Genomic DNA, 22446 nt, shown 5'->3' with positions numbered 1-22446 from the left:
ATCATCATGCCTGATGATTTCTTTTATCGCAAACCTGGCATCGCTAATTCTTTTGTCGCAGGCTTTTGCTACTGCTTTTTTAAACTGTCCCACCCGTAACGGCAGGTTATGAAAATCTTCAATAGTGGCTTTCAATTTTTGAACATCGAAAGCACAGAGCATCCTGCTGAATTGGCCGAACTGTTTGGCGGCCTGATAAGCATGTTCTGGTCGCTGTACAAAATCAATTGTACAAGAATGCGCTATAAATGGAAAAATCCGGTAAAAATGATCATACACCGCTACAAAATCATCACCGTTTAAAGTGTTTATTGGAGCAACAAATAAATAACCTGGAGCTGTTTCATTCAGATACTCTTTTATCGCCCTGATATTTTGAGCGATATATTGAGGCTGACGAAAAACCAATGTATTTACCTCTTGCAAAATATAGACTGAACTTTCATGGTAAACTTTCCAGGTATGGTTAATTAAACCCGAACCGAAAGGTTCAATTTTACATTTTTCTGCATGAAGGCCATAAGCGCCTAAAACTGCCTGAAGCATAAAAGAATATTTGAATGATAAATGTTTTAGCAAGACCAATGCAAGCTATTCTAAACGGATTGATTGTTAAAATATGCTGCAAATTACAACCCATACGCACAACCGTTATTAAAAACCGCTATCGTCTAGAGCAAAAGTATTTTTACGCTCTTTCCATTTTCCTTTGGTAAAATCAGGGAATTTTTGTGGCATGTTACCTTCTTTTAATGATTTTGTAGAAAGTGGGCTAATCACACTCATCGTAACAGAATCGTATACATCAATCGGTGTTTGTCTTTTCTGTTTTACAGCCTGGATAAATGCATTAAATACAAACCAATCCATGCCACCGTGACCTGCCCCTACTGCTTCAGTTTCGTATTTTTTCCAAAGCGGGTGATCATATTTGGCAAACCATTCCTGAGCGGGATCCCATACATCATCTTTCTTCGATTTGTGATCGATATAAACTGATTTATTTACATCCATCCAAATCCCTTTTGTGCCCTGCACCCTAAAACCGAGTGAATACGGACGTGGCAAGTGTGTATCATGACTCAACAAAACAGTTTCGCCATTTGCACAGTTTATCATCGTGGTTGTAACATCGCCGTTTTTATAATTGATTTTGGCATTGGGATGCCCAGGCGACATTTCTTCTACATAAGCAGCCAAACCTTTGGCTTTTGAACTGAATGATACCAGGCTGGTAAAACGATTCCCCCTATTGATATTGGCATATTGCATGATTGGGCCTGCCCCGTGGGTTGGATATAAATCGCCATCCTGATCGATGTTAAACTGGGTGCGCCATTGCGCTTCACTCAAAGCTTTGGGGCCAAACTCAACCCCACCGCCATAATAATCTTTACCATTATTAAACAGTACATTTCTTAAGTTATGTTGGTAACCACCTTCAAGGTGTAACAATTCGCCAAAAAGCCCCTGTCTAACCATATTTAAAGCCGCCATCACATCCCTGCGGTAGCAAACATTCTCTAAAGTCATGTATGGCATACCTGTTTTTTCAGAAGTGTTTACAATATCCCAATGATCTTCCACAGTTAAACCAGCAATTACTTCGCAGCCCACATATTTTCCTGCTTTCATGGCATCAACCGCCTGGTCGCGGTGAAACTGCCAGGGTGTTGCAATAATGACGGCATCAATATCTTTACGGTCTAAAAGTTTTTTATAAGCGTCTAAACTACCGGTGTATTCTGTTGCTGCAGGCCTGCCCTTTTTAGCTATAAAATTCCGACAGATTTTAAGTGAACTTTCCTGGGTATCGCAAATAGCCACAATTTCTACATCATCTCTTAAGGTACCTTCTGAAATATGGCTCATGCCACGGGCACCTACCCCGATATAACCTAATCTAACTTTTCCAGCGTCAGACGATGCAAATAAACTTCCGGTTGGCAGGATGGTTAAACCCACAGCCGTAAATGCGCCATTTTTGATAAATTCTCTACGTTCCATTGATGTTTTTTTATTGATGATTTAGGTTTTGATTGAACTGCTTAATGCTGAGCAGAAGGGTAAATAGTGATGCTTTTTTGGGTTATGTTAATTTTTATTTTTAAAAGTAGCACATGCTCCTGAGTATTACAAGGTCAATAACAGCGCAAACGGTTGACTAAATTTCATAAAAGCAGTTTATCTGAGTCAGCCCAAATTTTATGTAGCTAAACATATATCATGCATGGTTAGTAACCGAGGATATTCAGTTAATTACATCCCATGGGATAAAATAAACTTTAACAATTATTAAATCAATTACTTTAATAATATCTTTAAGTCTAACCAAACCTTCAGGATTTCTTCAGAATTGGATACTACCTTCGCCGATTATTTAATCATTGCGGGCAAATTCCTGTTTTGGGATCCATCGTTAATTATGAGCATTAAAGAAAAAACAAATAAGCTTTTACAGCACAGATTTGGGCCAGTCCTTTTGGTAACCATATTATTGTGCGGCATTTCATTAATTACGCGGGTAGCTTTACTAATTTATAGCGCATCTGCTGTTGATTGGTCTGTACTTAACCTCTTTAAAATTCTGTTCATTGGCTTATTTTACGACCTTGCAGCGACATCATTTGCCATCATCCCACTTGTAATTTACCTCTGGGTGCTGCCTCCTAAATGGTATGCCAGCAAAACCAACAAGATACTGTTGTTCGTCTATTTCTTCTTCGTTGTTTTTACGCTTATTTTTAATGCTATTTCAGAATGGTTCTTTTGGGAGGAATTTTCGGTACGTTACAACTTTATAGCGGTCGATTACCTGGTTTATACCACAGAAGTTATTGGAAATATCCGCCAATCATACCCAATAAACAGCATTATGGTAGGCTTGGTTATCGCGACATCGTTAATTGTTTATTGGTTAAGAAGGCCGATCACCACTTCTACCACCAAAGCAACAAGCTTTGGTAAACGCAGTAAAACTGCCCTCATGCTATTGTGCGTGCCTGTACTAACCTATTTTGGTGTAAGCCATAAATTAAAATACCTGAGCAAAAATCAATATGTAAATGAACTTTCGGGCAACGGGATGTATGATTTTGGATTTGCTTTTTGGAATAATCAGTTAGATTATAATACTTTCTATAAAACACTACCGATCAAAAGAGCAGAAAGTATTTTGCACAATTTACTTCAGCAAGATTCAACTGGAAAAAGGATATATACAAATACGTCAAGAACCATCAACAGCTTGGGTACCGAAAATAAGATGAACGTGGTATTGATCAGTGTAGAGAGTTTAAGTGCTGAATTTTTGAGCGCATTTGGCAATACACAGCATATTACGCCACAGCTAGATTCGCTTGCCAAGGGAGGTTTGCTTTTCAGTAATCTTTATGCGTCAGGCACGCGTACGGTACGTGGTTTAGAGGCACTTTCACTTTGTATCCCACCTACCCCGGGCCAGTCCATAGTCAAACGACCTGATAATAAAAACCTGTTTACCTTAGGTAATATATTTCGTTCAAAAGGCTACAACAGCAGGTTTATTTATGGCGGTTATGGATATTTTGATAACATGAACGAGTTTTTCTCCAATAACGGCTATCAGGTAACGGATAGAAGTGCGCTTCAGGATTCGGAAATCCATTACTCGAATATCTGGGGTGTGGCCGATGAAGATTTATTTACGCTCTCGTTACGCGAACTGGATAAGGATTATCAAAACAGAAAACCTTTTTTCGCACAGATTATGACGGTTTCGAACCACCGCCCTTATACTTATCCTGAAGGCAGGATTGATATTCCCTCGCACACCGGCAGAGAAGGTGCGGTTAAATATACCGATTATGCCATTGGTAAGTTTATACGCGAAGCGAAACACAAACCCTGGTTTTCGAATACCTTATTTATCATTGTTGCCGATCATTGCGCATCAAGCGCGGGCAAAGTAGAATTACCGGTTGACAAATATCGCATTCCAATGATTTTTTACAGTCCGGGACACATCATGCCTGGAAAATTCGAAAAACTTACGGCGCAGATTGATATTGGCCCTACGATTTTAGGTTATCTGAATTTCAGTTACAAAAGTAAGTTTTTTGGCCAGGATGTGTTTAAAATGAAGGATAGTGAAGAAAGGGCGTTCATTAGCACTTACCAAAGTTTGGGATATATCAAAAATAAAACTTTGGTTATTTTAAATCCGCATAAAAAAGTAGCTACTTACCAGCCTGATTTTACTACTGGAGGCGCTGTAGCCCTGCCCGCAAACCAGAAATTGATTGATGAGGCGATATCCAATTATCAAATGGCATCGTACCTTTACCAAAATGGCTTGTATGGTTTTGAGTCTAGCAAGAAACCTTAATCATTTTTTAGATCAGGAACCTAAATATTGGATTGCTAATTTGAAATTCGGATCTTTATCAAAAGAATATCACAATTACATGCATTTAAATTAGATGATCAATATATTAACCATTATCTTCCATTCTTCAGAACACTGAATTTTCGAAGACATTGCAGACATATATAACGCGCCTTGATAAATGGAAGAAATAACTTTACGATGGTTGGCCTATGTATCCTTTCACACTCGCCAATTTTTTTACACCTGGGACATTTGAGGTTTTTACTTTCGATATGCATATGATTTAGAATATATATTTTATGATTAAATAAATCAGAAAGCGGAACCAGACAATTGCACTTAACAGAACGCCTCCCCAAACGATTATTTTTTTTATATCCATGCTCTTTTTGTTATGAAAAGATTCTAAAGGATCTATTGTAACCCTGATTAGGGGATTTGAATCCAAATCATTCCGACCATTTTTTAAGCTATATTTTAGTTGCGTAGGTGTTCATATGCCCTAACCGATAGCGAAAGTCCACGAACATCTTCCCAACATCCTTTTTAGCATAGACCTTCAGCACACCATTTTCGATCATACGTCCAATTTCTTCCTGATTTTCACTTGCGGTGTATCCTAACAAAATGATTGAGGGGTAACATTCCCGAAGCCGTCTGGCAGATTCAATGCCATCCATAACGGGCATATGAAGATCGAGAATGCATAACTGAGGCAGCCGATCCAGTTGGCCAAGTCCATTCAATAAATCTGCGCCATTAAACGCTGAAAATACCAGATGAAACCCACCGGCTTTTTCCGCAAAGGCTTTGATGAACAAATGTTGTATCTCGGAATCATCCGCCAGGGCGAACCTGGTGTGTGCTAATTTATCCATTGTTCTTGTTGCATTTTTTTTAGCATCCAACCTTAGTCTTTTCCAGACTTATGTTGATATTGTTACAATTGGTAAACAGCCATTTCAAATGAAACGAGTACTATTGGGAATACTTTTATTGAGATTAAAATATGGAAAAAGAATTATCGGATTTCTTTAAAGCAGAGCATTTTAGCTTTTGATTAGTCAAACATTTTTTTATATTTGCTCATCAGACAGTGGTCTGGAAAAGACCAATTTTCTTACTAATTTACCTGAAAATTAGCAACATACCTTTTCCATGATCACAATCTCCTTTAATTTACTGGATAAACCCATCTCAAGTGTGGTCCTTTTAGAGCTCCACAATTCTACCGGACAGTGCCACCGGTTACAGACTCCACTTCGCATTGCTAAAGTGTTGTGGGACCAAGAGCATTAGCGGCCCCATAACATTTATCTAAAAAACTGTAAAAAGCTTAATCTGCGCCTAAACCGGTTGCGTATTAAAATAGCTGCTTACCTGGATTCTTTATCCTGGAATTTCGATAAAATCTCGCTCAGAACGCTTTCAAGATGTATCCGTGAAGCTTCCACCAGGGGAAATATCAAATGCCCTGAAAACGGCCTGTTGTGGCATATGGGAAACTATATCAATTCCAGGTCACACCTGATCTGCAAATCTACGCACAGGCGATACCTGGTTTTTTACAACCTATTAGAGCGCTTTGAAGGGCACCGCATGCGCCACCTGATGATCAGTGAGGTAAACGCATCTTTCGTTAAAGAATTTCTCGACTACTGCAACAGCGAAACCTTTGCCACCAGTACAACCTACCGCACCGTAAATTTTATAAAAACCGTACTTAACCATCTTGAAAAACGAGGTATACGCACTTTCGCATATGAGCTGGAACTACCGAAGGAACGAAAACAAAAGCCTTTTATCACCTTAACAGAAGATGAACTCGTAAAGATCAAGCGTATGGACCTGCCAATGAATTTACACGCAGCGAGGGACTGGCTGGTTATCAGTTGCTATACCGGACAAAGGGTCTCGGATTTCATGGAGTTTAGTACTTCCAAGATACAGGATGTAGAGGGCATGGAATGCATCTCTTTTATTCAAAAAAAGACGCTGCGTAATGTCACGCTTCCCCTTCATCCAGCAGTACAGGTCATCAAGCTGCACAATGAGGGTAACTTTCCCGAAAAGATTTCACATAAAAAATATAACCAGCAGATTAAAGAGATCGTTCGCCAGGCAGGTTTCGATACACCGGTGAGTATCGGTAAAAGAACGGGCTTCCGGGTTATTACCAGCGTAATCCCTAAATGGCAAGCCGTTACCAGCCACATCGGACGGCGGAGTTTTGCCTCCAATTTTTATGGTAAGATACCCACTTCATTGTTGATGGAGGCTACCGGGCACAGTTCTGAACAAATGTTTCACCGCTACATCAATCACATTGATACCGAACGTATATCTTCCCTTCGCCTGTATTTTGAAAAAGCTTACAAAAATAAATTTCAGTCTTAAAGGAAGAACAAACGATACATTGGTGAGTATATTTTTGCGATAGATAGGGCATTTATGGCATTACCAGATAATCGAAATCTTGAATTTTATAGCACCGTCAGAAACAATTTTTGACTGCAAATCAGATATCTTTAATCATTCTTATCAGTTCCAATTTTTCGCCATCCAATAGGGGTTCAACAATATGCTCCATTTCCATAAAACCCATGGCCTTGTAAAGTGGAACGCCAGGCAGTGTAGCACCAAGTGCCAGGCTTGAAAATCCATTTTTTTTGGCTTCGCACTCGCAAAAATCCATGATTTGACGGCCAATTCCTCTCCTCGCATAATCGGGATGAACAAAAAATGCCCTGATTCTTGCCGGTTCAGCCATTGGTTCGAGCAAAGTATCATGCAATTCCTTATGTTGATCACCTCCATATAAGGTTTTTCGCCTGCTCCATCCTCCACAGCCGGCAATGTTTCCATCTATTTCGACAACGTAATAGGTGCCATCATCGATCAATTGAGTATCTATTCCAAAAATATATTTTAGGGCACTATCAATCTGGCCTGTGGTGTAATAATTTTTACTCAAACCCCGAACGGAATCATTTAACAGTTTTTTCAGTTGAGGAATGTCTCGAAATGTAGCTGGTCGTATCATCATCTGTTCTAATCATCTTTTAATTTATAATTCTGGCATACTCACCTGTTTCGGCTTGCAGATTTTTGATCCAGAATATCCATAATCGATTTCATGTTCAGGACAAGTTGTTTAATCTCTGTAGCCGATAAATCTTTTAGCAATTCTTCCAGTTGCTTATCAGCTAATGTGTTTAAGGCCTTTAATTCCACCTTCCCTTTCTCAGTTAAACCTATCTGGCTTGCCCTGGCGTCTTTTCCTGATTTCGATTTAATGATCAATTTATCTTTCTCGAATTTCTTCAATACCCGGCTCAAATAACTCTTATCAATGCGTATCCTATCCATAATTTCAGATGCATTTATTTTACCAAGAGATAACTCGAATAATATTCTTGCTTCTGTTAAGGAATGCTGCGATTCAAGATATCCCCTATCCAATAGTCCTATCAGATTGGTATAATAACGGTTAAATGTACGCATTTGGCTTATTATCGATTTCTCCATTTCTAAAAAACGTGTTATAAATAACAAAAGCTAAATTAGTTCAAATAGTTGACTAAGTCAACCATTTGCATTTTTATTAGACAAATAATGTTATAAATGAAACTTGGCGGGCTGATATTTTTCTTTATTAAAAGAGACGTGTTGTCAAGCATTGTATTAAATCCGAACAGTAAGCAGCTTTTATCTGAACCAATTTCCTATAAATTAACCTCCGCTCCTTCCCTTTTCATCAGCATCTCCATGTCGCCGTTCTTCAGTTTGCCTAACTTTTGTATTGCCAAACCTCCAGCTGAAATTCAGGGAAACACGTCTGCTCTCAAAGGTACCGAAATCAGTATATTGTAAACTACCGAAGTTTACGCTCGTATACTGACGCTGGGTTTTAAAAATATCACTGATTCCGATCCGCAGCGAAGCCTGATCATTAAACAATTTACGGCCGATAACGATTCCTCTTTTTGGCTCTTCAAAGCGTATTTAGGATTATCCATTAAACAAACATTTTTATCCTGGTCGCTGATGGAAACGCTGGTTTCCGTTATCGGAATTATTGGAATATTGATATTGGATCAGGTGAAGTGAAATTGTGGGATTGCAGGGGTTCTATATAATTTTGACAGAATAGCACTCAAAGCAGAGTGTGTTATAAATCAAAAAATCTGAGGGATTACAAAATTTAGACATTCACCATCCTCCGTATTTAACAGAATACAAATTGATCATCCGTTTTTATATATTTTGCGTTTCTACGTTAACTTATTAGGTAGTATTTTTCAACTTTTTTTCCCCATTCTTTCATATTCTCCTTCGGCTGAGTTATTAATTTAAATTCTATGAAATCAGCAAAGCTCAATAAAAGATCTTCTTTAAAATTATCTCTTATTAGTTGGATTACATTTAACAGATGTAATAGTATTGAAATGGCCTTAGAGGTATTTCAACAGCTCCTTCGACAGGCTACCGTTGACATTATTTTTAATCCATTATTATAAAATAAATTACTCCATCAGGATGGCATTTGATGAAAATGTGCTTGTATCAAAATTTGTATATTTACTAAACTAAAAGGCATCAAATCCTGCCATTCGGCAATAACTGTCAGATGCAGGCAATTTTGAAGAATACGCTATGAGAAGAATATTTTTACTGATCGCAATTGGGCTGCTGTTATCTAATCTCACTTTCGGTCAATCAGTGCAATGTAAGCAGCTTGACAGCTTATTTAATGCTCTTTTTAAGGAGAAAATGTTCCATGGAAATGTGCTGATTGCAGATAAAGGGAAAATCTTATTCGAAAAAAGTTACGGCTTTGCTAATGAGAAAACCGGGCAAAAAATTAACAACCGAACCATATTTGAGTTGGCATCTGTTTCCAAACAATTTACTGCCATAGGAATTGTTTTGTTAGCAAAACGCGGTAAACTTAACTATGACGACAAAATCTCAAAATATATCCCTGAATTAAGTTTCTACGGAAATATCAGCATAAGAAATTTACTTAACCACACTGGCGGGCTTCCTGATTATATGGAGATTTTTGAAGAAAAATGGGATAAAAAAAAATTGCCACCAATCAGGATATTGTTAATGTATTCGCTAAATACAGACCGAAAGTTATTTTTCAACCAGGCGAAAAATACCTGTACAGCGATACAGGGTACACTTTATTAGCTTTGATAATAGAAAGAACATCAGGTAATACATTTGGAAAATTTTTGAGTGAAAATATTTTTCAACCATTAAAAATGAAAAATACGTTTGTCTACAGGAGCAGATTTGAACCAAAAGAAATAAAGAATTATGCGCTTGGGTATGTTACAGATAGTTTAGGCCACCAAGTGCTTCCCGATAGTTTTGGAAAAGAATTTTACACCTATTATTTGGATGGAATTGCGGGTGACGGAACAGTGAATTCTACAACAGGGGATCTATTAAAATGGGATAGAGCACTTTATGGCGATAAATTGATAGATTCAAAAGATAAAGAGCTCATATTTAATTCTACAAAAACCAACGATGGAAAGGAAACCAATTATGGATTTGGGTGGTTCGTAGGAAATTCGAAAAAATATGGGAAAATTGTGTATCATTCTGATGGCTCGCCAGGGTATTCCACTTATATAGAAAGGCATTTAGACAATGACAAAACGATCATCATCCTACAAAATCATTCAGATGCCAAAATAAATTCATTTTTGCAAAAAGTAAAGGCAATATCGTATAATTAAGGAGAAGTAAGCTTCTTATGAGAACACCCGTATCCTTGATTTATTTAAATTTCAGATACCGATTCCGCTGGGATTGGCTCAATCGCTTTAGGCCCGAACGCATGGCCTGATCCTTCCAGAATCAAACCCGGACTGCCCTTCTGTGCGAACCCCAGTGGGGATAAAATAAAAAAGCCTCACATTTCTGTGAAGCTTTTTGTGATCCCGCTGGGATAATAACTTAATAATCCAAGCGGCACTAAATGAGCAAGTTATAAATAATAGTTAATCGTCATTTCTGACTGGGCACCAAATTGGGCACCAGTTATTTCGATGCGATTTGACCAACTTTAAAGAACAATTTCTTGTTAACCAAATGTAAGTTATTTATTTGATATTTAATGACTTATTATTTTTTATGCTTTTCACATTTAATGAAATGCATTTTTGTATTAAGTAAAAATGTTCAAAATTACTAAGGTCTTGTTCCTTTCTTATAAAAACAATGAATTTTCTTACAGAGTAATTATATGATAATGATTACTTATTTCTAAAAGACCTCAAGGTTATTTATTTTTAAGTAGCCGACATTGAAGTAAAATAATTTTTAACTATTGCAGTCTTGAACAGAATTCGTTCGTCGCTCAGGGTTGTTAAAGTTGGAGTGACCATAGTCCATCCCGAATTGCAGATTATCCCCAGGAGTCTTTGTTTGTGCAGAAATTGAAAATTATTCCAGAAAGCCAGTCGCGAAAAATGCTGATCGAAAGATTAGAACGGCCAGTTTGCCCCTGAATACGTAATCATTTTAAATTGAAATGGGGTAACAGTTTAAATGCGGAACGGGCGGCCATTTTTATCGAAATACCAACTAAGACTCGGCCTGCTAAAATAAATACCCCTACTTGTAATGATTAGAAATGACCTGCAGTGAAAAATTCACCAGTAACGAAAATACTACAGTAAACAAATATTAATTAACTATATATTGTATTATTAAGTATTAAACCTCACACTTTATTATGAAAAAACATCTATTGATGATGCTTGGCATTGCCATGACCATTATTTCCTGCAAAAAGGAAATGGACAAAACATCAGGCCCCGATCTGGCCCGGTACAACAGAAATCTAAAAAGACTTACAAGTGTTGTAGGGCGAATGCACAATGACGGTGTGACTGTAGCACTTAAGGTTAAAGGAAACAGTTTTAGACCTAATCTTCAACAATCTTTGTTTCCTACAACACCAAGTAATCCGACGCCTACACTTTCGTATTATCAATCCGCTGATGTCAAAAATTTGAACAATGCAATTTACGATTATGTCCTTGCCCAACCAGAATTTAGTGGATCTGGCCGGGGTATAATCACTGAAGTTGTTCCTAAGGTCATCTCTATTGTATATGCTCAAACCTCACAACAGATAGATTCAAAAGTTGATTCCACAGTTTTAAGCTTGAGACAAAACAATATCTTAAGCATAAGAGAGGCAGGAATGATCAAGGAAATTCAGGATATCTTTATGGACGGATATTCGCTGAACATGAATCAATCTGTCGCCGGACCTTATTTTTCAAACAAACTGAACCAACTTAAGAATAAATACATTAACATAATTTGGGATATAAATGAAGGTGAAGCTTTTTTAGGAGCCTTGGAGATAGCAATAAGCTCAAACCAATATTGGCATTCTAATACCGCTCAAGTACTTCCTATTGCATCCAAAGTTGCTCAACATAAGCTGATGTCTATTGATAAAACTGGTAATTTGTTACTCCCGCCATTTACTCCTGACGATCCTGAAACGCCGATTGTACAAGTAGATCTGGTTGCTTATTTATTATCTTGGGGTTGGCAAGTATATAATCAATACATGGCAGGAACCTTAGACTCAAGTGGCCAATATGATCGAATTTCTAGAGGTTTGCAAGCTGCAATTTCAGCAAGTACGCTCAGGCTTATTAAAACGAGTATGGCAGTTTTGAACGACGATATGTTTAATGGCGTAGACGGAGGTACATTGCCAGGAGGTGGTGTAACACCAACATATAATTTTCCGTCACCACTAACTACAGATTTCGTGTATTACACAAATCAGTACACCCATATTGGATCTAATTATAGACCACCATTTATCACAACTAGAATATATGCAGGCAATAATTTTTACTATTTCGATTCTTCACTAACTCGGAAGTTACCTGATGGATATTATATTTTGCAAGAGGATTTATCCACTAACAAATATTATCAAGTATCAAACGGTGTTGTGATTGCAATAAATACTGCCACAAATAATCCAGATGCACCATTAGGGCCATGGGATCCCTATAATCCTTTTGAGCCGACATTGGTTCCTGCAAATTAATAATTTTAGTTTGTTTGGTTAAGGGGTGGTCGAAAGATCATCCCTTTTTTGTATATCCATATCGAGGAACATCAAGATAGAATTATAATAATTAGTTTTCCTTAAAAGGCCACTACAAAACTCTTATTATATTAAATTTTGTTTTGGTTGAAAGTTTATGGCAAAAAACAATTATCTATAAAAACCAAAAAGAAATGATTTCCATTTGTTAATCATCCCTTTGAAGTGAAAGCTGCTGCTACCAGCATAATATTTATTACAAAATTCCTTTATAGAAATATGTCAAAGAAAGTACCTTTAGTCCCAACCGACATACTGACTCCTGTTGTACAGCCCTCTCCGCCAATAATATTTGTTTGCCCAAATGATAACCAGGTGATCATTGCCTGGAAATACGCCGAGCCCATCAAAGATTGTATTTACAACTGGAAGGATATGATTACGTCTATCTTACAATTATATCTGGAAAGTCCTTCCAATGATTCAATATCTTCACATTAAAGCTTACTTCAAATCACCAAATGCTTTATTTGGACCACTACTAGTTATCAATAGTTCCATAACAAAAATAACCCTAGATGCATTAGTGAAGCATGAACCTTAATGTTCTCAACCAACTTAAGATTTCTTTTACGGATTTAATTCTTGGACATTTTTAGCCCTATTTTCTCTGCTTTTTACTTTTACTGAAATACACACTAGCGTCGTAAATATAATTGAATGTATGATTTTAAGTACTTTGGATAACAAGCTTTGTCTTATTGAAGTTTTTGCATTTCAAATCATCTTTATGAATACCAAAGTATAAACAATTGTCACCATAATTTGGTAGACTAATTCGCTTATCACATAGATCTATCTGTAATAGCAGAACAAATTCATCACCAATTTCTTCTGCCGAATCCATATATTCATTTATTTTTTCATAGTAAATATCTTCCGGCTTAACTACAGCAGCTCCCCAAAACATTCTTACCGAGCCTTGAACAGCGTTTGGATCACCTAGCATATGATGCCTGGTGAAATCCTTTTCACCGTATGTTAATTCAGAGATATACCACTCAAGTTCGTCCATTTCATCTAGTACCGTGGAATAGATGTTATTATTACGAATTATTTTCTCCTGGTATGAGGGCAACGTATAATGCTGGTAAAATTCAACAGGGTATCCGCTATCTTGTTCTGAAGCTTTATAACCTAATAAATCTTTTGGATTAACATTCTCTAAATAGATGATTTTAATATTGTTTATTAACTCGCTATAGTCTTCCGATTTGCAATTAGCAACAAAGAAATACAAAATACCTCTAAGCTGTAAGTCAGGATTGAACATCGAGGCTTTAGTTAAGTTAATCTGCCCTAAAAAAGTTAAGGGTAAATTATTTATTTCTGGCCAAATAAAATCTTCTCCTATATCAGGCATACCCCCAATCTTAGATTGGATGAAAGCGTCATCCACTAATTTAGGCCATGCTTCTCGGGTACTTTGATTTTGCATCCTAATACCAATAGCAGGCGAAATTAAATCAAGAATTAACCTCGCCTGACCGTCAAATAATTCATCAATTTTGTCAACTATTTTCTTTATACTTAGCATAGTCTAAACTTTTCCGTAAATCCTCTCCCTAGCACCACCTTGTAACCACTCATTTAACGATAGGTCTGTAGGCATAAATTCAATCCCTGTACAACCTGCCTCCTCTATTTCTTTTTTGAGTCGTTCTGAAACGATATATTTCACTCCCCCCTCAACATCTAACAGCGCAAAGAAATCTTGATCTGGATATTCAATCAATTTAAACCTTTCAACTCGTATCCCATAAGGATAACCTTTTAATTCAACTTCTTTCTTTTTTTCAAGATAATCTGTGTAATTATTTATTGCAAGTTTCTCAACTTTTGTAAAGGTCCTTTCGGTCAGGAATATTTCTGATAAACTAAAATCTATAAATTGCATGTCAATCTTATAAAAATTTAGCACCCAGTAATCTTCAATTTCTTTGGACTTGTATATTATCGGTGACCTGTAAAACTGAAACCCGTTAACTCTACTATTTTCTAAAATCAATTTTAATTTGCCACTAACAAGTATTTTCAATGAAAAGCCAGTATTGCCAGCACTAATCAAATCAGTTAGCTTAGATTTCTTTTTTAGTATGGCTTTGGCAGTTATCGGCAGAAAGTCTACTTTTTGAAATCGAACCCTATCGATAAATTTAGGTTCACTCCAAACATCGCAGCTATATAAGGCCTCATCCGCTTGGGGGTAAACGCCGACTATTTTAGTATCTAAACTATCTCTAATAGTGTAATAGCTCATAATTAAAAAATTAGATCATTTAAATGAGAATTTGGGTTATTTATGATAGCATTTCTTATGTTATCGATCAAATCACCAATTTGCTCATTTGCTTGTTGTGGTGTTGGGTTACTACTAAGTATTTCATTTAATCTCTCAACAACCCTATTGTCATATGCGTAATGGTTTGGTTGATTCTTCCATGTAGCAACTGCAACGCCATTTAATGCACTATTCATATGGAAAGGGTTTGCCCCATTAGCCTTGGCTGCTCTTTGAACAACCTCATGCGTTTGTTTACCCCACGGGATGATGTGATGAGCTTGTCTCAGCTTGTCTCCCGGGACTAATCCCAGAATGGTTCTCAATTGCCCACTACTCCCAAAATTAACAAAATTTCCGGCTTTTCTTACCCATTTCAGAGTTGTTTTCGATCCGTTTGCCAGGTTGATTGTTTTCTTGGCATATTTTGCCCCCATTGTAAACCAGCCAACGAATGGAATAGCAGATGTAGCGCTTAAAGTAGCATTAACACCATCTCCCTGGATTGCATATATAGCACCATTAGTTAGGTCGGCAACCTCTCCATATCCCGGAACAAAACCTATTCCATCCAGAACTAAATGGAGCATCTCTTGTGATGCTTTCCATTTTACTCGCCATTCAGGATACTCTGGATGTTCAGTTTTTATTATAGCACATTGAAAACTAAAATAAATTCGTAAGACTGTTGGATCAATGATTATATTAGGTTCCACCAAATAAAGGATGTTGGATACATAATCCTCGTTGCCACCTGCAGCTCCCGATAAGTACTTAATCTCCCACCTTCCAATTTTTTTGGTTTCTGGAGTCTCCGCCTCCAAATAGTTTCTGAGTTCTTCAACGGCGTCAGGGTTACCATTTAAAAATGCAACCTCACAATTAAAAAAAGAAAGTGAGGTGGGGCATACTGAATAAAAATATTCCATCGACGAACTTCTTTCGTTTGCCTTTTACGCCGAATACAAGAATACTTACAGAAAATACACTGAACCAATATTCCGAGATCAGAAAACCTAAAAGGGGTTATTTTCCCATTAAAATCAGAAAGATATCTTTCAGCAATGAACTGCTTGTAATAGGTATAATTCTGGACAAAGAGCCCGAAGAAATGGTTTACATCAAGGTCACTACCTCCGAACTATTGGTGAGTTGCAGCGTCGATACCAATAAAAATTATTTGAGCCGATACGCTTATTTTGCGCTTAACCAACTGATGTACTACCGCACTGAATATGATTTCGAAGACAATTATTGGCCGGGATTCTTTGATCAGGAAACAGGGGTATCTAAATATCTGATGATCCATAAGTCAAAGGATAATTTACATGTGTCGTCAAAAGTGAGGTATAAAGGCTTATATAAACCTGGAAAACAACTCCCTGTAGCACCTACAAAGAGAGCGGAGCTACGGAAGGCAGTTCATTCAATTCAAGAACAGCCACCTAGAGAAACACACATGGTGTTGGGTTTTTGTTTGGCAGATAATAACAATGAAAGGTTCCGAACAAATCATTATCCCTTTCTAATTCCGTATATAGGGATTTTGAATAAGGCTAAAACCGAGGTAAGAAGCTTTACAACATACGTGCTTAATGAAATGCAACTTTCTGAAATTGATCTTTCGGACGAACAACAAAACCTCCCTGAGATTTGCTTCGACATGAAGAAAATAGCCTTGGTTGCTTGCCCGGAATATAAAGAAGACGCTTATAAGCTTTTTGAAAAAAGGAAACAGAACCAAAATAATTTCAATCAGCTTTTTGAGCTCTGGCAAAAGGCGCTTCCTTTACTTTCAGGAAGGTTGTACACACACTACATTTATACATATGGAATGCGTAACGTAAAAGGCAAGCCAAGAAGATCGTATATGACGCCATGCGCCTTTAATAATGAAACACCAGAAATCTGTTTTTTATGGAAAGACATGGGGGATTATTATAAACTGGAACTTCGATTAATGCTTCAGGGAAGAATACATCCGCTACAATATTACTTCAATACCGCTTGCTTTGCTATGATGAGCTACAGCACGAGAAAATATGTGCTGTTGAATTCTGTTGATGATAGTCAACTGGTCAGTTATTTTCAGCGAAGCCAATTTCAGCTCTTAGTACTAAAGAAACACTATGACGGTGATTTTAAAGATTTTGTAGATCAATTAAGATTGGTATATAGTTTCATCAACAAATAGAATGTTATGGAAGAAATTTTAAAGGCTTTAAATTATCAACCTGTTGATATATCTGATGGAGATATTGATAATGCTGTATCATCAATTACTTATTTTTTCGTGAACCATCCGATTCACGAAAGCCGAGCTAAGTTTTGGGAACTATACGCAGGATGGATTCACTTAGCTGCTGAATCTCCTGAGGGCGAGGAACTGACAGATATGTTACTTTTCTATAATCAATTGGTAGAATTGCTGAACCTCTGTTATGTATTTACCAAAAAAATCGAATTAAATAGCGCTATTATCAATCAAGAACCATAAATAGGATTTATTTGAATAATGCCTACAAATTGGCCGTCCCGCATTTGCGGCCTGCGGAACGGCTTCCGCTCTTGGCTGTTGCTGTTCCAGCTTTTGGCATATACGGAGAGGCCAGTAACAGAAAACTACCGATCAGCAGGAATACCTTGAATATATAAAACGCTTTCTACTGCTTATAGAGCCGATAATCGAGGATTTGGAGCGGAACAAATTCATTTAAAAAGTAATATATGTTAAGTCTTCTCAAGAATTGAGACACTTTGAGAAGACTAGTTTAGAACAAAAAAGTTAATAAATGTGCAAGAAAGTGGTTTGTATTATAGTTTATTCTTATTTAAATAAACCATTAAGGCTTCTCTATAGTTAGCGCCTACTGGAATTTCAACATTGTTGATGAATACACATTTCCCATTATAGTGACTAATTTTAGCTAAAGGAACGATATATGATTTGTGAATTCTCATAAATTCATAAGGGTTTAATAGAACTTCAATTGATTTCAGTGTTCTTAAAACCAGACCATAATTATTACCAGTCACTATCTTAGCATAGTCTTTTAAACCTTCAATATAATCTATGTCTTTCACTAAAATCTTAATAAATTCATCTCCCTCTTTAATAAAAAAAGAAGGTTCTAATTGTTTTTCCCTATGCTTTACAGTCAGATTTTCAAAACGATGAATGGCTTTTGCAAAACGTTGAAAAGATATAGGCTTTAAGAGGTAATCAATAACCTCAAGGTCGAAACTCGCCACTGCATACTCACTATAAGAAGTTGTCATCACAAACCTCACATTACCTTTTGAAAGATTAACCAATTCAATTCCAGATATTTCAGGCATGGCTATGTCTGTAAAAGCAATATCTATTTGATGTCCCTCCTTTAAATAATTAAAGGCCTCAATCGAATCTGTAAATGTTTTAACCACCTCAAAATTGGCGAACTTAGTTAAATGATGAGTAATCACATCAATAGCCAAATGCTCATCATCAATTATTATGGTTTTGTATAAGTTCATTTAGTTTAAGGTTATTTTAAGTTGTGCGTTATACCTGTTATCTGCATTATTTATTTCAAAGCTAAAATTTTTAGGGTATAACAATTCTAAGCGTTGCCTTAAGTTGCTAAGCCCTTTTCCTTTTCTACTGCTTTCTTGAAAATGTTGTTTTGCAAAAACACTGTTCTCTACACAAAACAAAAGTTCGTTTTTTTCCAATTCCAACTTTATCGTCACATATGCATTCTTGGCATTGGTGTAAAACCCATGTTTAAAAGCATTTTCAACAAGTGCCACTAAAAGGAACGGTGGAATTAACTTATCGCCATTTATATTCCCATTTGTGACTAGCTGAATGGATACATCTTTTCCAAATCTCATTTTTTCAATATCAATATATCCCTTGATAAAATCTAACTCTCTTGTCAAAGGTACTTTACTAAGATGAGTTTCGTCTGTTAAATAGCGCATCATGCTCGATAATTTTAGTACATACTCAGCAGCTTCAGCACTATTTTTTAGGCACAAGCTATACAGGGAATTAAATGCGTTAAACAAAAAATGAGGATGCATCTGGTTTCGCAGTAATTGCTCTTTAGCGTTGTTTAGTTCATGCTCTAATTTTTTGTATTGATTAATGACATCTAGTTTATTTACACCATACAGGAACAAATAAAATAATAATGTCTTTCCCAAGAAATTGGTAATATATTCAAACGTTTGATCAAAAGAATTAAAGTTGTGAATTCTAAAATCTTTTAATAATGCCAATCCTGCAAGCGCAAGGACAAAGAGCGTTATAAATACTACTCTTTGCCAAATGCTGCTCAATTTAGAAACATAATAATATAGTGTTAAACGCAATAGCCGAACCTAAGAAATTTTCTATTGCATCACTGGTTATAAAGAAAAACCAATGATGAGGTAAGGTATGAAGAGCTGTATAAATGAGCTGAATAATTAGGAAGGCTACAAAAACAGAACCCATAAGAAGTTGAATTCTTTTTATCGTACGATTAGAAAGCTGTGCCATATTCTCTAGTATTAAAAATCTGAAATGTAAATATAGAGAAATGAGATTTAGTTAAATCGAGTAAGAGGGAGTGATCATCTATTGTCAACTCATGTTTGTCGATAGCATTTTTAAGCGTGTGCAAATAGAGATAAGTTTGATAGAAAATCAATAAAAATATGAAAACTTACTTTGTTCTATTTGCTTTATGCTTCATTTCATTAGTTGGCTTTGGTCAAAAATTGCAACTTAAAAAAGCATCGCCTTTTACAGCAATAAAATGGGAAAACCAGCAGCCAATTGTACAATTTAATAATGAATGGTACACTTTAGAAAAACTAGATATATATAGTACCAAGGAGCTTTTAGATTTTTGCAAACAGAAATTTGGCGATAAATGGCAAAAGCGCTTTTCGGAAGATTTAATTGAAGTATTAAATGAAATGGGCTCCCCTCCTCAAGAAAATGTAAAGCTTCAACTTTCTAATGCCACACAACAAGAAAATGTAATCGGAACATATACATTGGAAAATAGACAGAAAATTTTAACTTATACTAAAGCCAGTTTAAAGTTGCAAAAAACACTATCTATTCAACAAGCGATTGAAGATATCTCGGAGTTTGAACAACTGCTTGAAGAACAGTCCTCTTATATATACTTAGCAAAGTACAACTATAAAAGGGCTATAAATTCACTTAAAGAGACAGTCGAAAAATCACCCAATGAAATAAATGTCGATTATCTAGTTTACGAATTAGCAAAAATAATGGCAGAAATTGGAGATCGGCATTCGAGCGTGAAGAACGAAGCATTTGAAAAAGACAGATATTCAACATATTCACTGCAATTACCTTTTTCAATAGCTGCATTAAATGGAAAAGCTGTAGCCCTTAAAAGCGTTGAAAAGAAAAGTGTTTATAGCTACTATCATCCCGATTTCCATTTTATAAAATCAATCAATGGTCTACCAGTTCATGTATTGATTGATTCATTAGTATATAAATCTAAAAAAGCACCAGAAGAAGCAAAGTTTAGCAATGGTATTGCTGCAATACAACAACTTGGAAAGCTTTATTTTATAAACAACCTACACCTACCAAGGCATATCGAAATCGTTTTCTCCAATGGCAAAACAGATAGAACTGAATATGTTCAGCTACAAAACCAGCAGTTTCTTTATCAATCGAAACTAGAGCGATATATGCTTTTGAAATCTACAAATATTAAAAAGGGAGACTTTAAAAGTATTCCGACCTTATTGAAAGGGAACATTGGTTTAATATCACTTCCAGAAATGTACAACTTTAACGAAGTATCTGGCTTAGAACAGTTTATAGAAACAACGCTTAATACTTTTCATCATACAAAGGCACTCATTATAGATTTAAGATTTAATCCAGGTGGAAGTAGAGATTTAATTCAAAAGTTTGCTTCATATATTGTTCAAAAATCAAATTCCCCTTGGGTTGCAAATGTTGCTTTTTTACGCACTGATGAGCGAAACGCCATGCATAATTCTATGTCCAAACGTCTTCTTTACCAGTATCTTTCTAGCAACTTCAATAATTTAGATAGAAAATCTATAGCAGCATTTTCTAAAAGTTTCGTAAAAGAAAAAGAATTTGATACAGCTATATTCAGTAATCCCTATTATATGGTTTTAGAAAGCGGGAATAAACAATATACAAAACCGATTTATATTCTGGTAAATGAGCATAGTTTTAGTGCTGCTACCGTTTTTACAAGTGCCTTTAAAGGGTTGCCAAATGTTAAGATAGTTGGCGTTACTACAGATGGTTCCAGCGGAAACTCAAAAACGATGAAATTAAACCACTCAAACATACAGCTTAGACTTTCTACTATGCTATCATTTCAAAGAAATGGAAAAACATTAGACGGGAATGGTACAAGGCCAGATATTTATATTTCAGAAGATGAAGAACAGATTTTAAAAGGAACCGATGTTCAATTGAAAAAATTGATCGAAATAATCAATAATAGATAAAAAACCACCTAGCTGGGAGAAATCTATATCAGTAAGCGAACTCAAATAATTAACTGTTCTAAACTAATCTCCTCTTGCCCCTTTACCAGACTGAGCTTTAAGCAGGAATACAACAATGCTGAAACACGTTAAAACACCTTTCCATACAAAAAACCGCACTTTAAATTGTTCAAAGTGCGGTTGTACAGTTCGTCGGGCTTGAACCCAATTCGTATCCTTTTCGGCCCTGACCGTTCCTGTTTCTCCAGCAGTTCTTATAGATAGCGGAAAACGATCTCCGTGTTTTTGTCCTGGTTATCCAGTTTCCCTTTAATCTTTTCAATTTCCAGCCTGATCTCTATATTGTCGGATAGCATATGGCGCATTATGGTAAAAATGCGGATGATCTGGATGTTTACCTCAATAGCCCTTGTACTGTTTAATACGCTGGAAAGCATCGCTACGCCCTGTTCGGTAAAGGCCGTGACGTTGTATTTCGAGTGGGCCCATGTCTTAAGGTGCCAAATTGGCTCCTTAAGATTTTCGTTCCTCCGTATTCAACTCAAACATGAAATCTTCGGGGAAACGTTCCACATTCCTTTTTACCTGCCGCTTTAGATGTTTGGTTTCCACTCCATATAGTTCAGACAGATCGGAATCCAGCATCACTTTATGTCCTCTTATTATATAAATCTGGTTCATAACCAGTTCATAAGAAATTTTGATCTTTGTTTCCATTATTTTATCGTGTATTTAAAAGCGGTCGGCACATGAGCTGCCGACCGAAATGATTAAATTGAGGCGAATATTTGTCTTAAAGGTGCCATGTCACTGCTTACCTTTTCATCCAGCATTTTTGCATAAAGTTGGGTGGTGCGGATATTAGTATGAACCATCATTTTTGATACGCTTTCAATAGGTACGCCGTTCAGCAGGGTAACTGTAGTGGCAAAAGTGCGCTTGGCGATCCGGTTACCCAGCTTTGCAGTCTAATCGTATCAATCGTTCAGTGATTGAACTTCCTGTAAGTCAGAAGCTTACATCGTTTTCAGTGAGTATACCAACCTGTAAAACTACTCACCGAATCACTCACTTTTTTTATGCGATTCATTGCATATTTTGGGGTTTTCCGGTAAAACA

General features: G+C 36.4%; 22 protein-coding genes and 2 pseudogenes. 10 read left to right on the top strand and 14 right to left on the bottom strand.

The features are described 5' to 3' along the window. Positions 1-546: pseudogene (locus PGN18_RS18095) on the bottom strand (phosphotransferase enzyme family protein); the annotation flags it as partial. 108 nt (positions 547-654) lie between these two features. Beyond that, positions 655-2007: a Gfo/Idh/MocA family protein gene (locus PGN18_RS18090; protein ID WP_335321000.1), complete on the bottom strand. Its 1353-nt coding sequence runs from the start codon at positions 2005-2007 to the stop codon at positions 655-657. Between the two features lie 349 nt (positions 2008-2356). Between PGN18_RS18090 and PGN18_RS18085 the strand changes: the two genes are divergently transcribed. After that, positions 2357-4366: an LTA synthase family protein gene (locus tag PGN18_RS18085; protein WP_335320999.1), complete on the top strand. Its 2010-nt coding sequence runs from the start codon at positions 2357-2359 to the stop codon at positions 4364-4366. Positions 4367-4839: 473 nt separating this feature from the next. Here the strand turns inward: PGN18_RS18085 and PGN18_RS18080 are convergent, their stop codons facing one another. After that, the gene (locus PGN18_RS18080; RefSeq protein WP_335320998.1) at positions 4840-5247 is read right to left on the bottom strand and encodes a response regulator transcription factor; all 408 of its coding nucleotides are present in this window, start codon (positions 5245-5247) and stop codon (positions 4840-4842) included. Positions 5248-5725: 478 nt separating this feature from the next. Between PGN18_RS18080 and PGN18_RS18075 the strand changes: the two genes are divergently transcribed. After that, positions 5726-6766 carry a tyrosine-type recombinase/integrase gene (locus PGN18_RS18075; protein ID WP_335320997.1) on the top strand — a complete coding sequence of 347 codons (1041 nt, stop codon included), beginning with the start codon at positions 5726-5728 and terminating at the stop codon, positions 6764-6766. A gap of 121 nt (positions 6767-6887) precedes the next feature. On the opposite strand, the gene PGN18_RS18070 is transcribed toward PGN18_RS18075, so the two are convergent. The 3 genes from PGN18_RS18070 to PGN18_RS18060 form a co-directional block, all read right to left on the bottom strand. Beyond that, entirely contained in the window at positions 6888-7415 is a 528-nt protein-coding gene (locus tag PGN18_RS18070; protein WP_335320996.1) for a GNAT family N-acetyltransferase, read from the bottom strand. 38 nt (positions 7416-7453) lie between these two features. Then, positions 7454-7897, bottom strand: a complete 444-nt coding sequence (locus PGN18_RS18065) for a MarR family winged helix-turn-helix transcriptional regulator (protein WP_335320995.1) — start codon at positions 7895-7897, stop codon at positions 7454-7456. Between the two features lie 204 nt (positions 7898-8101). Then, complete coding sequence (locus PGN18_RS18060) at positions 8102-8329, bottom strand: hypothetical protein (protein ID WP_335320994.1); 228 nt, start codon at positions 8327-8329, stop codon at positions 8102-8104. Here PGN18_RS18060 and PGN18_RS18055 point away from each other — a divergent pair. From PGN18_RS18055 to PGN18_RS18035, 5 genes are all read left to right on the top strand, one after another. Beyond that, positions 8264-8479, top strand: a complete 216-nt coding sequence (locus tag PGN18_RS18055; RefSeq protein WP_335321001.1) for a GntT/GntP/DsdX family permease — start codon at positions 8264-8266, stop codon at positions 8477-8479. The two genes, PGN18_RS18060 and PGN18_RS18055, sit on opposite strands and share 66 nt — an antisense overlap. A 546-nt stretch (positions 8480-9025) precedes the next feature. Next, entirely contained in the window at positions 9026-9568 is a 543-nt protein-coding gene (locus tag PGN18_RS18050) for a serine hydrolase domain-containing protein (RefSeq protein ID WP_335320993.1), read from the top strand. A 2-nt stretch (positions 9569-9570) separates the two neighbouring features. Further along, a complete protein-coding gene (locus PGN18_RS18045; protein WP_335320992.1) occupies positions 9571-10125 on the top strand; it encodes a serine hydrolase domain-containing protein in 555 nt (184 codons plus the stop codon). A gap of 1001 nt (positions 10126-11126) precedes the next feature. Next, positions 11127-12473, top strand: a complete 1347-nt coding sequence (locus PGN18_RS18040; protein ID WP_335320991.1) for a hypothetical protein — start codon at positions 11127-11129, stop codon at positions 12471-12473. Positions 12474-12752: 279 nt separating this feature from the next. Beyond that, on the top strand, positions 12753-12974 hold the full coding sequence (locus tag PGN18_RS18035) for a hypothetical protein (protein WP_335320990.1): 222 nt from the start codon (positions 12753-12755) through the stop codon (positions 12972-12974). 229 nt (positions 12975-13203) lie between these two features. Here PGN18_RS18035 and PGN18_RS18030 read toward each other — a convergent pair whose 3' ends face one another. From PGN18_RS18030 to PGN18_RS18020, 3 genes are read right to left on the bottom strand one after another with little or no spacing between them, the layout of a single operon-like run. Further along, complete coding sequence (locus PGN18_RS18030) at positions 13204-14070, bottom strand: DUF1963 domain-containing protein (protein ID WP_335320989.1); 867 nt, start codon at positions 14068-14070, stop codon at positions 13204-13206. A 3-nt stretch (positions 14071-14073) separates the two neighbouring features. Further along, entirely contained in the window at positions 14074-14793 is a 720-nt protein-coding gene (locus tag PGN18_RS18025; protein ID WP_335320988.1) for an imm11 family protein, read from the bottom strand. A gap of 2 nt (positions 14794-14795) precedes the next feature. Then, positions 14796-15743, bottom strand: a complete 948-nt coding sequence (locus PGN18_RS18020) for an AHH domain-containing protein (RefSeq protein ID WP_335320987.1) — start codon at positions 15741-15743, stop codon at positions 14796-14798. On the opposite strand from PGN18_RS18020, the gene PGN18_RS18015 reads away from it, so the two are divergent. Both PGN18_RS18015 and PGN18_RS18010 read left to right on the top strand, forming a co-directional pair. Beyond that, the gene (locus tag PGN18_RS18015) at positions 15710-17008 is read left to right on the top strand and encodes a hypothetical protein (RefSeq protein WP_335320986.1); all 1299 of its coding nucleotides are present in this window, start codon (positions 15710-15712) and stop codon (positions 17006-17008) included. The two genes, PGN18_RS18020 and PGN18_RS18015, sit on opposite strands and share 34 nt — an antisense overlap. A gap of 6 nt (positions 17009-17014) precedes the next feature. After that, entirely contained in the window at positions 17015-17311 is a 297-nt protein-coding gene (locus PGN18_RS18010; RefSeq protein ID WP_335320985.1) for a hypothetical protein, read from the top strand. Between the two features lie 317 nt (positions 17312-17628). Here PGN18_RS18010 and PGN18_RS18005 read toward each other — a convergent pair whose 3' ends face one another. Both PGN18_RS18005 and PGN18_RS18000 read right to left on the bottom strand, forming a co-directional pair. Next, positions 17629-18330 (bottom strand): LytR/AlgR family response regulator transcription factor, encoded by a 702-nt coding sequence (locus PGN18_RS18005; RefSeq protein ID WP_335320984.1) that lies wholly within the window; start codon positions 18328-18330, stop codon positions 17629-17631. After that, a complete protein-coding gene (locus PGN18_RS18000) occupies positions 18331-19140 on the bottom strand; it encodes a sensor histidine kinase (RefSeq protein ID WP_335320983.1) in 810 nt (269 codons plus the stop codon). A gap of 360 nt (positions 19141-19500) precedes the next feature. On the opposite strand from PGN18_RS18000, the gene PGN18_RS17995 reads away from it, so the two are divergent. Next, a complete protein-coding gene (locus tag PGN18_RS17995) occupies positions 19501-21327 on the top strand; it encodes a S41 family peptidase (protein ID WP_335320982.1) in 1827 nt (608 codons plus the stop codon). A gap of 254 nt (positions 21328-21581) precedes the next feature. Here the strand turns inward: PGN18_RS17995 and PGN18_RS17990 are convergent, their stop codons facing one another. The 3 genes and pseudogenes from PGN18_RS17990 to PGN18_RS17980 form a co-directional block, all read right to left on the bottom strand. Beyond that, positions 21582-21764: a hypothetical protein gene (locus PGN18_RS17990; protein ID WP_335320981.1), complete on the bottom strand. Its 183-nt coding sequence runs from the start codon at positions 21762-21764 to the stop codon at positions 21582-21584. Positions 21765-21840: 76 nt separating this feature from the next. Further along, positions 21841-22044: an ORF6N domain-containing protein gene (locus tag PGN18_RS17985; protein ID WP_335320980.1), complete on the bottom strand. Its 204-nt coding sequence runs from the start codon at positions 22042-22044 to the stop codon at positions 21841-21843. Positions 22045-22097: 53 nt separating this feature from the next. Then, a pseudogene (locus PGN18_RS17980) lies at positions 22098-22274 on the bottom strand (site-specific integrase); the annotation flags it as partial. Between the last annotated feature and the right edge of the window lie 172 nt (positions 22275-22446).

Source organism: Pedobacter terrae (assembly GCF_036946585.1).
In the GTDB taxonomy this organism is placed as follows: domain Bacteria; phylum Bacteroidota; class Bacteroidia; order Sphingobacteriales; family Sphingobacteriaceae; genus Pedobacter; species Pedobacter terrae_C.
The sequence above is the reverse complement of the archived record's forward strand: the minus strand, read 5'-3'. Positions and strand labels throughout refer to the sequence as shown.

What these genes read in the sequence shown, in the direction of transcription:
- PGN18_RS18090 (WP_335321000.1), bottom strand. Translation starts at nt 2,007, where the DNA reads ATGGAACGTAGAGAATTTATCAAAAATGGCGCATTTACGGCTGTGGGT.
- PGN18_RS18080 (WP_335320998.1), bottom strand. Translation starts at nt 5,247, where the DNA reads ATGGATAAATTAGCACACACCAGGTTCGCCCTGGCGGATGATTCCGAG.
- PGN18_RS18070 (WP_335320996.1), bottom strand. Translation starts at nt 7,415, where the DNA reads ATGATGATACGACCAGCTACATTTCGAGACATTCCTCAACTGAAAAAA.
- PGN18_RS18065 (WP_335320995.1), bottom strand. Translation starts at nt 7,897, where the DNA reads ATGGAGAAATCGATAATAAGCCAAATGCGTACATTTAACCGTTATTAT.
- PGN18_RS18050 (WP_335320993.1), top strand. Translation starts at nt 9,026, where the DNA reads ATGAGAAGAATATTTTTACTGATCGCAATTGGGCTGCTGTTATCTAAT.
- PGN18_RS18040 (WP_335320991.1), top strand. Translation starts at nt 11,127, where the DNA reads ATGAAAAAACATCTATTGATGATGCTTGGCATTGCCATGACCATTATT.
- PGN18_RS18035 (WP_335320990.1), top strand. Translation starts at nt 12,753, where the DNA reads ATGTCAAAGAAAGTACCTTTAGTCCCAACCGACATACTGACTCCTGTT.
- PGN18_RS18030 (WP_335320989.1), bottom strand. Translation starts at nt 14,070, where the DNA reads ATGCTAAGTATAAAGAAAATAGTTGACAAAATTGATGAATTATTTGAC.
- PGN18_RS18025 (WP_335320988.1), bottom strand. Translation starts at nt 14,793, where the DNA reads ATGAGCTATTACACTATTAGAGATAGTTTAGATACTAAAATAGTCGGC.
- PGN18_RS18020 (WP_335320987.1), bottom strand. Translation starts at nt 15,743, where the DNA reads ATGGAATATTTTTATTCAGTATGCCCCACCTCACTTTCTTTTTTTAAT.
- PGN18_RS18010 (WP_335320985.1), top strand. Translation starts at nt 17,015, where the DNA reads ATGGAAGAAATTTTAAAGGCTTTAAATTATCAACCTGTTGATATATCT.
- PGN18_RS18005 (WP_335320984.1), bottom strand. Translation starts at nt 18,330, where the DNA reads ATGAACTTATACAAAACCATAATAATTGATGATGAGCATTTGGCTATT.
- PGN18_RS17995 (WP_335320982.1), top strand. Translation starts at nt 19,501, where the DNA reads ATGAAAACTTACTTTGTTCTATTTGCTTTATGCTTCATTTCATTAGTT.
- PGN18_RS17990 (WP_335320981.1), bottom strand. Translation starts at nt 21,764, where the DNA reads ATGCTTTCCAGCGTATTAAACAGTACAAGGGCTATTGAGGTAAACATC.
- PGN18_RS17985 (WP_335320980.1), bottom strand. Translation starts at nt 22,044, where the DNA reads ATGGAAACAAAGATCAAAATTTCTTATGAACTGGTTATGAACCAGATT.